This is a genomic window from Psychrobacter sp. CX16, assembly GCF_057396245.1.
The window spans coordinates 19883-33462 of sequence record NZ_JBXYJF010000022.1 but is presented as its reverse complement, the minus strand read 5'-3'; the positions used below and the strand labels follow the sequence as shown (position 1 = coordinate 33462).

The 13580-nt window shown below is 41.6% G+C and carries 13 protein-coding genes; 11 read left to right on the top strand and 2 right to left on the bottom strand.

What is annotated here, in order from left to right:
* The first annotated feature begins 216 nt into the window (after positions 1-216).
* The 11 genes from AC2SLM_RS09065 (at position 217) to rimI (ending at position 11735) form a co-directional block, all read left to right on the top strand.
* Positions 217-1182 carry an ABC transporter ATP-binding protein gene (locus AC2SLM_RS09065; protein ID WP_486553354.1) on the top strand — a complete coding sequence of 322 codons (966 nt, stop codon included), beginning with the start codon at positions 217-219 and terminating at the stop codon, positions 1180-1182.
* Positions 1179-2006, top strand: coding sequence for an ABC transporter permease (locus AC2SLM_RS09060; RefSeq protein WP_486553352.1), 828 nt, complete (start codon positions 1179-1181; stop codon positions 2004-2006). The genes AC2SLM_RS09065 and AC2SLM_RS09060 overlap by 4 nt, the downstream gene beginning before the upstream one ends.
* A gap of 110 nt (positions 2007-2116) precedes the next feature.
* Positions 2117-2995 carry an NADPH-dependent 7-cyano-7-deazaguanine reductase QueF gene (gene queF / locus AC2SLM_RS09055; RefSeq protein WP_486553350.1) on the top strand — a complete coding sequence of 293 codons (879 nt, stop codon included), beginning with the start codon at positions 2117-2119 and terminating at the stop codon, positions 2993-2995.
* A 1044-nt stretch (positions 2996-4039) separates the two neighbouring features.
* The gene (locus tag AC2SLM_RS09050; protein ID WP_486543809.1) at positions 4040-5755 is read left to right on the top strand and encodes an acetolactate synthase 3 large subunit; all 1716 of its coding nucleotides are present in this window, start codon (positions 4040-4042) and stop codon (positions 5753-5755) included.
* A complete protein-coding gene (ilvN, locus tag AC2SLM_RS09045; RefSeq protein ID WP_486543789.1) occupies positions 5755-6249 on the top strand; it encodes an acetolactate synthase small subunit in 495 nt (164 codons plus the stop codon). The genes AC2SLM_RS09050 and ilvN overlap by 1 nt, the downstream gene beginning before the upstream one ends.
* A 114-nt stretch (positions 6250-6363) precedes the next feature.
* Positions 6364-7380 carry a ketol-acid reductoisomerase gene (gene ilvC, locus AC2SLM_RS09040; RefSeq protein WP_486543790.1) on the top strand — a complete coding sequence of 339 codons (1017 nt, stop codon included), beginning with the start codon at positions 6364-6366 and terminating at the stop codon, positions 7378-7380.
* A gap of 302 nt (positions 7381-7682) precedes the next feature.
* Positions 7683-8114 (top strand): hypothetical protein, encoded by a 432-nt coding sequence (locus AC2SLM_RS09035; protein WP_486553348.1) that lies wholly within the window; start codon positions 7683-7685, stop codon positions 8112-8114.
* A 364-nt stretch (positions 8115-8478) separates the two neighbouring features.
* The gene (locus tag AC2SLM_RS09030) at positions 8479-8694 is read left to right on the top strand and encodes a cold-shock protein (RefSeq protein ID WP_007394029.1); all 216 of its coding nucleotides are present in this window, start codon (positions 8479-8481) and stop codon (positions 8692-8694) included.
* 472 nt (positions 8695-9166) lie between these two features.
* The gene (locus tag AC2SLM_RS09025; RefSeq protein ID WP_486543792.1) at positions 9167-9916 is read left to right on the top strand and encodes an electron transfer flavoprotein subunit beta/FixA family protein; all 750 of its coding nucleotides are present in this window, start codon (positions 9167-9169) and stop codon (positions 9914-9916) included.
* Positions 9917-10111: 195 nt separating this feature from the next.
* A complete protein-coding gene (locus AC2SLM_RS09020; RefSeq protein WP_486553346.1) occupies positions 10112-11044 on the top strand; it encodes an electron transfer flavoprotein subunit alpha/FixB family protein in 933 nt (310 codons plus the stop codon).
* A gap of 154 nt (positions 11045-11198) precedes the next feature.
* Positions 11199-11735, top strand: a complete 537-nt coding sequence (gene rimI, locus AC2SLM_RS09015) for a ribosomal protein S18-alanine N-acetyltransferase (protein ID WP_486553344.1) — start codon at positions 11199-11201, stop codon at positions 11733-11735.
* Between the two features lie 48 nt (positions 11736-11783).
* Here the strand turns inward: rimI and AC2SLM_RS09010 are convergent, their stop codons facing one another.
* Together AC2SLM_RS09010 and aat are read right to left on the bottom strand one after the other, a co-directional pair.
* Positions 11784-12614, bottom strand: a complete 831-nt coding sequence (locus tag AC2SLM_RS09010) for an arginyltransferase (RefSeq protein WP_486553343.1) — start codon at positions 12612-12614, stop codon at positions 11784-11786.
* Entirely contained in the window at positions 12611-13378 is a 768-nt protein-coding gene (gene aat / locus AC2SLM_RS09005) for a leucyl/phenylalanyl-tRNA--protein transferase (protein ID WP_486553382.1), read from the bottom strand. Before aat ends, AC2SLM_RS09010 begins: the two co-directional genes overlap by 4 nt.
* Positions 13379-13580: the final 202 nt, after the last annotated feature.

Sequence of the window (13580 nt, the reverse complement as noted above, 5' to 3'; positions counted from 1 at the left end):
CACTACGCTTAACCAGTTCAGTTATCAAGCCAACAATTAAAGCCAATCAGTTAACTGATTTATTGTCGCTAGAATTGTCTGGGTTTAATTATCAGATTTTGTCGCCATATAAGGAGTCAGATTTCTGTAATATAAACAGCCACTGGAGCAGACGTCTACTCATTACCTACAACTAATGGGATTGGCGCTGCTTTCATGTTAATAAAATGTGATTTTATGACAAATTCAACGCCTGCGTTACACATCGAAAATCTCTCTAAAGTCTATGATAATGGGTTTGCTGCCTTAAAAAATGTCAATCTGACTGTTCCTCAAGGCGGATTTTTCGCTTTGCTTGGGCCAAATGGTGCCGGTAAATCCACCATGATTGGTATTATCAGCTCTTTATTTAAACCAACAGAGGGCAGTGTACAAATTTTTGGCACCGACTTATTAGCCAACCCCTCTATTGCCAAGCAGTACCTAGGTATTGTGCCGCAAGAGTTTAATTTTAACCAGTTTGAGAAGGTGCAAGACATTTTAATCACTCAAGCTGGTTATTTTGGTATTCCAGAAAAAGACTCTAAACCACGTGCCAAAAAGCTACTGACTGCGCTGGGTCTTTGGGATAAGCGTAATAATAAGGCACGAGAGCTGTCCGGTGGTATGAAGCGCCGCCTGATGATTGCAAGGGCGCTGATTCATAAGCCAAGATTATTGATATTAGATGAGCCAACGGCAGGGGTCGATATTGAGCTGCGCCGCTCGATGTGGGAGTTTATGCAGCAGATTAATGAGGAAGAGAACACCACTATTATTCTGACCACTCACTATCTAGAAGAAGCAGAGCAGTTGTGCCGCTATATCGCCATTTTGGATCATGGCGAAATTCGCATTAATACTGAAATGAAAGAGCTGTTGGCGCAGTTGTCTATAGAAACATTTGTGTTTGATTTAGAACAGCCGGTGGATGATCTGCTACAGATTACAGGTGTGACCTCAGTATCACAGCCTGATAATCAGACGCTAGAGATTACATTAACTGAAGGCGAGTCGCTCAATGGCGTGTTTGAGCAGTTAAGCAAGCAAGGCATCGAGGTCTCTAGTATGCGCAACAAAGCCAACCGCCTAGAAGAGCTGTTTATGCGCTTAGTGGAGCAAGGTATAGAGACCAAAAATACAATGAAGGAGGCTGGCTTATGAGTACGTATCTAAACGAACAAAGCAAACGACCAGTTTCTCATCACGATGGCCTGACCTTGGCGCAAAAGTGGATTGCGTTTCGCACCATTTTAATTAAAGAGATACGCCGTATCTTACGTATCTGGCCGCAGACCTTACTGCCACCGGTGATTACTATGAGCCTTTATTTTGTCATCTTCGGTAAGATGATAGGCTCGCGTGTGGGCGAGATGGGCGGCGTGCCTTATATGCAGTTTATTGTGCCAGGTTTGATTATGATGTCGGTCATTACCAACAGCTATTCGAACGTGGTCTCAAGCTTTTTTAGTGCCAAATTTACCTCAAGTATTGAAGAGCTTTTAGTATCGCCAGTCTCTAAGCATTCTATCTTGCTTGGTTATATTAGTGGTGGCGTGTTCCGCGGGCTGATGATTGCAGTTATCGTCTCGATAGTAGCGCAGTTCTTTACCAGCTTAGGTATTGCTCACTTTTTTGTGATGTTATTCACGGTATTGGGTACATCTATTTTATTTTCATTGGGCGGTTTTATTAATGCGGTATTCGCGCGCTCATTTGATGATATCTCGATTATTCCAAGCTTTGTGTTAACACCGCTGACGTATTTGGGCGGCGTGTTTTATTCGCTCGAAAACCTATCACCATTTTGGCAAAACGTATCGTTATTGAATCCTATCGTATATATGGTTAACTCGTTCCGTTACGGTATTTTGGGATATTCGGACGTGAACGTCTGGTATTCGATGGTGGCGATATTTGTTTTTTGTGTAATTTTCTACAGTATTGCTTATCGCTTACTACAAAATGGCTCACGTCTAAGACTGTAATAGATTAAGGTCAATAGTTTAGGCAGCTTTAAGCCATAGAATTAAAACACAGCAACAAAATAAGCTAAAGCCGTAGCATGAGCGCTTTACGATAAATGAGGTAAGAGATTATGAGTATTCACGGAGTATTAGGCGAGACTACCAGTTATCCAAAAACCTACCAACCTGATACCTTGTATGCGATTCCGCGTCAATTAGGACGTGATGCCATTGGCTGGCAGGACGAGAAGCTTCAGGTCGGTGTGGATTGGTGGCACGCGTTTGAGGTGTCTTGGTTAAATCCACAAGGCATTTCACAAATGGCGATTGCTCGTTTTTCTGTGCCAGCAAGCTCATCAAATATTGTTGAGTCAAAATCTCTCAAGCTGTATTTGAATAGCTTGAATTTTACCGAGTTTGAGAGCAAGCAAGCCGTTGAGCAGACCATTAACAAGGATTTATCAGCTTGTGTGGGCGCTGAGGTCAGCGTTGAGCTGTTTGATTTAGATGCGATTAGTTCAGGCGCTGCTGCTGAGTCAGGTTTTATGATTTCACATCCACAAGGTCTATGTATTGATCAGGCGTTACAGAGCTCAGGCATTAAAGTGGCGCCAGTCGAGCACCCTGATGCCAGTTTGCTAGCGCAAGGTCAAGGTGATTCGGATGCCACTAATAATATAGAGCAAGACTATCAGCTGTATTCCAATCTATTACGCAGTAATTGCCCAGTTACCAATCAACCAGATTGGGGTACTTTATCTATTGAGATGACCACAAATGTGCCAGTCAATGAAACTAATTTATTGACCTATATTTTAAGCTTCCGTCAGCATAATGGCTTTCATGAGCAATGTGTTGAGCAGATATTTACCGATATCAGTCAATACTTCAAGCCAACTAAGCTAATGGTACGTGCATGGTACACCCGGCGAGGCGGTATTGATATTAATCCTTGCCGTGTTAGTGATGACAGCCTACTACCAGCGCCGAGCCGCTTAGTGCGTCAGTAATTAGTCTTAACTATTAGCCTAAGCCATTATTGAAAATTGGGTCAGGACTAGTTAAGAGTCAGGTAAAACTAGGCAAGCATTAAGTCGTTATCAAGGGCGCGTATTGGCTTTATATAACCCATACTTTACCTTATTTTTTAACTGATTAAAATTAGTAAGGTATCTTATTCATTTTATTTGGTTGACATGACCTGTAAAACATTGGATTATAGTATTTTGATTAGTCAGTTAACGTACTCTACCGAGTCAGTTAACTTTAAAGTAGCAATTACGGCAGGATTACCGTCCGCCCGAGGCTGGCTACTTTTAATGTGATGAGTTAGACAGTGTGAGGATTACCGCTGGCTTAACTCAAGGACTTATCGGTCTACAGTGACTAAGTGATTAATCTGATGGTTATAAGGTGTTTGATCTGCTAAATTTAGCAGTTTAAATAGAATGATAGTCAGGTTAATTGGTATAAGTTTTTATACTATATTTATTGATAGGGGTATCCACTACCTGTTCTTTGAAGTTTGAATAACAGAATTCCTCCCTATGGTTAAATACTCTTCCTATCTTGCAAATCCTGCAAGGGGCTGCATTTAAGCCCACCGGTCATCCTACTGTTACCTTTAAGTGCTTATATCACATGGCTAATGCCTGTTGGTATTTTTTGTCATGTCTGTCTGGTTATTTAATTATATAGATGTGACTTATAAAAAAAGCTTAAAATAACAAATTGACTGCCATTTTAAGTGTTAGTGAACTGATTAAATCATGGTAAGCTGACTGGCAACTCTTATTAAATATGGCTTGATATCTGAACAGGGTATGGCGTAATCCAAATTATTTAGCTTATTATTGTTCTATACTGCTTTTGCCAAGATTCTGAATTGATGGTAGAGGTGATAAGAGCCATAACCACATCCCGCAATAAAAAAGGTGATGACAGTGACTCAAACAACCCAAAGCCCGAACATGACAGGGCACACTCAAACAGCGCACGCCGCCATTAATTTTGGTAAAAAGCGTGAACTTCTAGAAAATGGGGATAAGCCTATTATGCTCTCTGGCGGTGAAATGCTGATCCAGTCTTTAATTGATGAAGGCGTCGAGTATATTTTTGGTTATCCAGGCGGTGCGGTATTGCACATTTATGATGCTATCTTCAAGCAAGATACCATTGAGCATTTGCTAGTGCGTCACGAGCAAGCTGCGGGTCATATGGCCGATGCTTATTCTCGTAGAACGGGTAAAACTGGTGTGGTATTAGCAACATCAGGTCCAGGCGCAACCAATACCGTGACTGCAATTGCCACTGCTTTTATGGATTCAATCCCGATGGTGGTGATCTCAGGTCAGGTACCTAAGTATCTTATCGGTGATGATGCATTCCAAGAAACCGACATGGTTGGTGTATCACGACCTATCGTGAAGCACAGTTTCCAAGTACGTCATGCCAGTGAAATCCCAGAGATTATTAAAAAAGCCTTCTATATTGCTCAATCAGGTCGCCCAGGCCCTGTGGTTATTGATATTCCTAAAGACACCACGGCGCCCCATGAAAAGTTTGAATACCACTATCCAGAGTCGATAAATATCCGCTCATATCAGCCTTCTATCAAAGGTCACAGTGGTCAGATTAAAAAGGCGGTTGAAGCCTTGTTATCTTCACAGCGTCCTGTTTTGTATGCAGGCGGCGGTGTGATTTTGGGTAATGCTCATAAAGAGCTGACTAAGCTTGCGCATAAATTAAACTTACCGGTTACTAATACCTTAATGGGTCTTGGCGGTTTCCCAGGCTCTGACCGTCAGTTCCTAGGTATGCTTGGTATGCATGGTACTTATGAAGCCAACATGTCAATGCATCATGCGGACTTGATTATTGCGGTCGGCGCACGTTTTGATGATCGTGTGACCAACAATGTTCAGAAGTTCTGCCCAAGCGCGACCATTATTCATATCGATATCGATCCGGCCTCTATTTCAAAGACCATCATGGCCGATATCCCAATCGTGGGTGACGTGAAGTCAGTATTGAACGATATGCTTGAGCTATTAGAGGGCGATGATAAACAATTAGATCAGCGCGCTTTATTGGATTGGTGGTCACAGATTAATGAATGGCGTAAGCGTCATGGTCTGCTTTATGACACCAGTACCGAACATGGCATGAAGCCGCAGTCGGTGGTTGAAAAACTATATGAATTAACCGAGGGTAAAGCGATTATCACCAGTGATGTGGGTCAGCATCAGATGTTTGCTGCTCTGTATTACAAATATGATGAGCCGCGTCAATGGTTAAACTCTGGCGGTCTTGGCACCATGGGTGTTGGTCTACCTTATGCGATGGCAGCCAAGTTGGTTGAGCCTGAGCGTGATGTGGTTTGTATCACCGGTGAAGGCTCTATTCAGATGAATATCCAAGAGCTATCGACCTGCTTCCAGTACGGTCTACCGGTTAAGATTTTATGCTTAAACAATGCTCAGTTGGGCATGGTGAAGCAGTGGCAAGATATGTTGTATGAAGGTCGCCATGCGTCATCGTATATGGAGTCGTTACCTGACTTTGTTAAGCTTGCCGAAAGCTATGGTCACGTGGGCGTTAAAATCACGGATCCTGAAAAGCTTGATGAGCAGTTAGCAGAAGCACTTGCAATGAAAGATAAACTGGTCTTTATTGATGTGTATGTTGACCGTCATGAACATGTTTATCCAATGCAGGTTGCTGGTCAATCTATGCGTGATATGTGGTTATCGAAGGGGGAGCGTACCTAATGCAACAACATCTAATCTCTGTACTTATGGAAAACGAAGCTGGGTCGCTTTCACGCCTTGTTGGATTGTTTTCACAGCGCGGCTACAACATCGAAACCTTAAACGTGGCGCCAACTGAAGATCACACTATTTCACGCTTAACGCTAACCACCAATGCCAGCGTTGAGAAAATTGAGCAAATTACTAAGCATTTGCATAAATTAATCGAAGTGGTTAAAGTCATTAACTTGACAGACAACGACCATGTTGAGCGTGAGCTGATGCTGATTAAAGTACGTGCTACTGGCAGTGCTCGTGATGAAGTCAAACGCAGTGCAGATATTTTCCGTGCTCAAATTGTGGATGTAACCTCCAATCTTTACACTATTCAGATTGTCGGTGATGAAGCAAAGCTTGACGGATTTATCGAAGTGATTGGCCGTGATCGTATTTTGGAAGTAGTACGCTCAGGGGTCATCGGTATCTTACGTGGTGAGCGCACGCTTAGCATTTAGTTAGGGTGATTCTAGTTGGGGTAAGCGATACGCTTATACCTAAATTTTTATAACAGTAAAAGGTTGCAACCCAACCCTTATTTATTAATCAGAAATACTTAAAAGGACGAATTTATGAACGTTTATTATGACAAAGATTGTGACTTATCAATTATCCAAGGCAAAAAAGTAGCCATTATCGGTTATGGTTCACAAGGCCACGCACACGCGCTTAACCTACAAGATTCAGGTGTGGACGTAACTGTTGGTCTACGCGCAAGCTCTGGCTCTTGGAAAAAAGCGGAAAACGCAGGTCTTAAAGTTGCTGAAGTAGCTGATGCGGTTCAAGCGGCTGACGTGGTCATGATCTTAACGCCAGATGAGTTCCAAAAAGCGTTATATGAAGACGTGATTGAGCCAAACATCAAAGAAGGTGCGACTTTAGCTTTTGCTCATGGTTTTGCGATTCACTACAACCAAGTTGTACCACGCAAAGACTTAGACGTTATTATGGTTGCGCCTAAAGCACCAGGTCACACTGTACGTTCTGAATTTACTAAAGGCGGCGGTATTCCAGATCTAATTGCTATCTATCAAGATGCGTCAGGTCAAGCGAAGCAAGTTGCTCTATCATACGCAGCCGGCGTTGGTGGTGGCCGTTCAGGTATTATCGAAACCACGTTCAAAGATGAAACTGAAACTGACTTATTCGGTGAGCAAGCAGTACTTTGCGGTGGTGCAGTAGAGCTTGTTAAAATGGGTTTTGAAACCCTAACTGAAGCAGGTTACGCTCCAGAAATGGCTTACTTTGAGTGCTTACACGAGCTTAAGCTTATCGTAGACTTGATGTATGAAGGCGGTATCGCTGATATGAACTACTCAATCAGCAACAACGCTGAATACGGCGAATATGTGACTGGTCCAGAAGTAATCAATGAGCAGTCTCGTGAAGCGATGCGCAATGCACTAAAACGCATTCAGTCTGGTGAATACGCGAAGATGTTCATCACTGAAGGCGCGACTAACTATCCTTCAATGACTGCACGTCGTCGCAACAACGCTGAGCATGAAATTGAGAAAACTGGTGCTAAGCTTCGTTCAATGATGCCTTGGATTGGTGGTAACAAGATTATCGATAAAGAGAAAAACTAATTTTGACTCTTTAATATCAAAATCAGTGTGTTGAGATAGCTGTTTTATACTCAGCATAGGCCCATATGTTACTTAGCATGTGGGCTTTTTTATGCCAGTGCTTTTATGCGTATGAATAATGAGCGTATTGGCGTAGGGATGCGCTATCGCTATAAGAATACCTAAACTTAGTGATAGATATTGTTGATTAGCAGGTTCTATTTAGTCACCATTATCTGAAGTGGTATACTGATTTGATGCGAGAAGAGTCGCGTACTATAAACCGATGATGATTGAGTCTTAAAAAGGATACGAGTTATATAATGGATACCCAGTGGTTCGCCGATATCAATATACAGACCTTTTATGTGTTAAGCAGTGCCGTGGTGGCAGTATTAATTTATATCGAAGGGCAAATGCTAAAGAAGACCCAAGGTAAATTGCCGCAGTCTAAATTTTTTCATGTCAGCTCTGCTATCGATACGCTATGGGCGCTAGTCTCGACAGCGGCTATTTATTTTGCTGATTTGCAATCTATTGCCATGGCAGTGCCGGTCGCTTATTGTATTTATACCTTAGCAGGCTGGATATACGGCAGCCGCTTGTTAAAACGCAGTGGTATGCCAGAATCGCCTGACAAGTTGGTTATCCCCAGATCTTACGTGGCGTATAGTCAGTCTTTTGCCCTAATTTTCTTCTCTTTATGTCTATTGGTGCTAGTGATGCCTTGGTTACCACTGCCTCAAGCCGCTTAAGAGTCGATTAATGTTTGTTAATGTGCCTAATAGATAAGAATCAGTCATCAAAAGCTATATTAAAGAGACATTGATTACATCAAAGTAACCAAAAGCTATAATATAATTAGGACAACCGAGTTAAAACTGTTATACTACTATTTAGTAAGTAAGTTACTTTTTGAATGAATAGCACAGCTAGATATTCAAACATGACTGCATTCAAATGTAGATGTGTAGAGAAGTATTTATTTATTAGAGTGAAGATTAGTCAACATTCTAATCGATAATGCTCGATTTTACGCTTCTATTTACCCAATCCCCTGTGGTTGAGTAAGGAAGGCATCATGACTATAGTTAAATCAATTTTATATTAGGAAAAGTTATGTCAGAACGTGTACAAGGTACTGTTAAGTGGTTCAACGAAGCTAAAGGTTTTGGTTTCATCGCACAAGACGATGGCGGTCAAGACGTATTTGCTCATTACAGTGCTATCCAAGGCAGTGGTTTCAAAACCCTAGCCGAAGGTCAAAAAGTTACTTTCGTATTAGGTCAAGGCCAAAAAGGTCCACAAGCTGAACAAATCGAATCAGCTGAATAATTCTTTGTAGGCTAGTCCTACAAAATTAAGCATTAATTATCTATAAAGGTGATGATGCTTGAAGAAGGCAACCCATTGGGTTGTCTTTTTTTTTCGTTCAGATTTTAGCTTAAATAGGGTGCTTTAATCATCAAGGGTTCATTGATAATAAATTTATGACCCTTTATTCACGCCCACGGCTTGACCTTAATAGGCTGCTAACGCAATATAATACCGTTTGATAATTTATCTTTATTTATACTGCATCAAAACCAAAAAATTGGTTAGTATAAGTTTAAGTAATCTAAGTAAATAGGGCGGTTATCATAGTATTACTGTGTTAATTAAATCCCTACAAATTGTTATACATCTTAGCTGCTATACTGGCTAATATATACAAGAGTTACTTACATTGGTGCTATGTAATATAAATTGAGCACTTGCCACGTAATGGTTATTTTAATAATTCATAACATTAATAAACGAGGAACGTATGAAAGCATTAGTCGCTGTAAAGCGTGTGATTGACTATAACGTAAAAGTACGCGTTAAAGCTGATAATTCTGGCGTAGATCTTAGTAACACTAAGATGTCAATTAACCCATTCTGTGAGATTGCGGTTGAAGAAGCTGTTCGTTTAAAAGAAGCGGGCGTTGTAGATGAAGTTATCATTGCTTCTATCGGTCCTAAAGAAGCACAAGAACAAATCCGTGCAGCCCTAGCATTGGGTGCTGACCGTGGTGTTCTAGTACAAACTGATGAAAAGCCATACCCTTTACAAGTAGCTAAAATCCTTAAAGGTATTGCTGAGCAAGAAGGTACTGACATTATCCTACTTGGTAAACAAGCCATTGATGATGATAACAACCAAACTGGTCAGATGCTTGCAGCATTAATGGGTATTGGCCAAGGTACATTCGCATCAGAAGTAAAAGTTGAAGGCAATACTGTTAACGTTACTCGTGAAATCGATGGCGGTCTACAAACAGTTGCATTACCTCTACCAGCGGTAATCACTACTGACCTTCGCTTGAACGAACCACGTTATGCAAAACTACCAAACATCATGAAAGCTAAGAAGAAGCCTCTTGATGAAAAAACACCAGCGGATTTCGGTGTAGAAATGGCATCTAAGCAAGAGATTCTGAAAGTAACGCCACCACCTGAGCGTTCAGCGGGTGTTAAAGTAGGTTCAGTTGATGAGCTAATCGACAAACTTAAAAATGAAGCGAAAGTTATTTAATTATAAAAATAACTGCTTTATTATTTAATTAGTATCGAGCGTTAACTGGTTAGCGGTTGGGTTTAATAAGACTGTCTATGTAATAAGATTTACTTTAAGAGCGGCTTAATAAGAACAACAAGCCCAACTTAGCTAACAGAGACCAAAGTTACCAAATCACAATCTCATACCATTATTTGAAAGGATAATATTCTCATGGCAATTTTAGTATATGCAGAACATGATAACGCTGAATTAAAAAAGGCGACTCTAAGCACGGTTACCGCTGCGTCACAGATGGGTGATGATATCCACATATTAGTAGCAGGTTCTGGATGCAAACCAGTAGCAGAGCAAGCTTCTAAAGTAGCGGGTGTTAGCAAAGTTATTTGTGTAGACAGCCCAGCATACGAATATCAATTGGCGGAAAACGTTGCACTATTGGTTAAAGATTTAGCCGGCGACTACAGCCATATCGTTGCTCCAGCAACGACTAACGGCAAAAACTTCATGCCACGTGTTGCTGCTTTATTAGACGTTAGCATGATTACTGACATCATGAAAGTTGTTGACGCTAACACTTTTGAGCGTCCTATCTATGCGGGTAACGCACTAGCAACTGTTAAAACTTCTGAAGACAAAGTATTAGTAACTGTACGTACTACTGCGTTTGATCCAGCAGCTGCTGAAGGCGGTTCTGCACCAGTTGAAGAGCGTGACGATACTCAAGACGCTGGTAAATCAAGCTTCGTTAGTGAAGAGCTTGCTAAATCTGACCGTCCAGAACTAACGTCTGCTGAAATCGTTATCTCTGGTGGCCGTGCATTAGCAAACGGTGAAAACTTCACTACATACATTGAGCCACTAGCAGACAAGCTGGGCGCTGCTATCGGTGCATCACGTGCTGCGGTTGACGCAGGCTATGTACCTAATGATATGCAAGTTGGTCAAACAGGTAAAATTGTTGCTCCTAATTTATACATCGCTGCCGGTATCTCTGGTGCTATCCAGCATTTAGCAGGTATGAAAGACTCTAAAGTGATCGTTGCTATCAACAATGACCCAGAAGCTCCAATTGCTAGCGTCGCTGATTACTTCTTAGAAGCTGACTTATTCACAGCACTTCCAGAATTAACCAGCAAGCTGTAATCGTTCTATCTTTGAGAATCAGTATCATTGATTCATAAGAAGAATAGACAAGTTAAAAAACCTTCAGCTTGATGCTGAAGGTTTTTTTGTTGGTGTTTGTATTCTTTTGGCATATATTTTATAGATAATTAGGCAAATGATGCGGAGGCTAAGTGTGAAGGAGAGTACCGAATATGATATTTGTTCTGTCACAGATGCTAGTTATGATATAGATTTAGTTCGCCAAATCGCTAATATAGAAGCATTGATTCAGCCCCATGACGCATGGTCTAAAGAGGCAATAGCTTCTCTGCTGAGTCAACAAAGCAACCAGTGCTGGGCAGTCATTGAGGGTAACTTAAAAGCGAAGCTTGGGGATGAAAATGAGACCAAAGTAGTCGCTTATTGTATATATAGCACTGTTTTTGAAACAGCAGAAATACTAAGAATTGGTACACACCCAGAATACCAGCGTCAGGGGCTGGCCACGCGTTTATTAAGACCGCTAATAAAGCACATGCCTAATAAAGGTTTAGATAGAATGTTGCTTGAAGTTAGAGAAGGCAATCATGCGGCCATTTCGCTGTATAAAAAGATGGGGTTTGAGATTATTCATACTAGAAAGGGCTATTACGCTACAGTGGATGAGCAAGGGGCCATTCAGCGCTGTGATGCATTGATTATGGAGTACAGCTATTCCGCGGCTGAATAAATCGCATAGGGCATAGATAGTAAGGTTCATTATAAAAATAGCAGCGGCTTAAAACAGTGTTTGAACCGGTTTGCTCGTTAGTATATGCAGAATCTCATCGCTATCCGGTTGCTCATCAAAGCGTAGCCAGTGATTGTGAATCAGTAGCTCAATGGGCGAATAATCGGTTTTGTAATTCATCTTTTTAACACTTGGTATCCAAAAACCAAGATAAGCGTAGGGAAGTCCTAGACTTTTGGCAGTTTCGATTTGCTTTAATATGCTGTAGACACCTAAACTGCGTGAGTTAAAGGCAGGATCAGGGTCAAAGAAGGTATAGATGCAGGATAACCCATCGTCTAATTTGTCAGTGACAGCTACGGCAATAAGCTTATTATTAGGCTCTCGAAACTCCATAAATACCGTATCTGCTGGGCTTTCGACCAAAAAATGCTCAAAGGTATGCAAACTCGGTGGATACATATCTCCATCTGCATGACGCGCACTGATATAACGCTGATAAAGGCTATAGTGTTCTTGATGGGCAGTAGCAGCAGGCTTAATACTTAGTGTCACTTGGCTATTGCGATTAAGTACTCTACGATAACGACGCGATAACTTAAATTCATCGACAACAACTCGGCTTGAGATACATTGCACACAGTTTCCGCAGTTAGGCTTATAAAATGCATTACCGCTGCGTCTAAAGCCTTGCTGACTTAAGCTGGTATACAAAGGCTGCGATATACGCTCATCAGCATCGATTAATATAAATGCCAATTGAGAGGCGCGTTCAGGTAGATAGCTGCATAAGCTTGGCGGTGATAGGCGTAGGGTATATGTTTTCTCGGTGTCTTCACTAGAGTGACGCGGTTGATTGGGCTGGTGAGCGCGGCTCATTGACTGTCTCCACTAGATAATGTTGACTCTATAGCGGTGTTATATACTAAGTCCTGAACGGGGTTTTTATTATCGGCAAAGTCATGCCAAGAGATACTATTTTTAGTAACCAAATCGGCTAAAGTCTGTAAAAACACATTACGCGGCATAATCTTAGCACCCAAGCTTTCTAAATGCGGATTAGGTAATTGACAGTCGATTAATTGGACATCGGTCTGTTGGCAGAACCGATTTAGTGCCCAAAAGGCGACTTTTGAGGCGTTACTTTGAGTATGGAACATAGATTCTCCAAAGTAGATTTGCCCGATTTTCAGACCATACAAACCGCCAATTAACATCTCATTATCCCAGACTTCAATGCTATGGGCGTAACCAAGCTTATGCAGCTGAGTATAAGCCTCTATCATCTCATCATGAATCCAAGTGTCATCCGTATAGCTGCGCGGTAGGCTACAAGCATGGATAACGTCTTCGAAGGCGTGATTAACGGTCCAATGCCAGTTGCTAGATTTGACCAAACGTTTCAATGATTTACTGGGTTTAAAGGTTATGGGGTCTAGTACGCAGCGCGGCTCAGGGCACCACCAAGCAATCGGCTCATCTTCATTAAACCAAGGAAACAGTCCTTGAGAGTAGGCAGACAATAAGGTTTGTGGTGCTAAATCACCACCCATACCGACTAAGCCCACCCCATCTGGATCGACGGTTTCGGGGTTAGGGAAGAGGTAATCACTTTCAAATAAAACGCTATCTTCGGTAGTCATGTGAGTAGAATCAGTCTGTGTAGAGCCAGCTTGTGTGTATTGAGTGTTAGGCTGAGTATCTTGTTCGGAGTTGCTTTGATTGTCTGGGGTCACAAAGGCATCCATAATTGCTAAAGATTGAGAGTATTTAAAAGGTTAAACGGATAAATAGATAGCATAACGACAAGGCTTTATAGTACCAAGGCTAGTGCTGTATGTATAT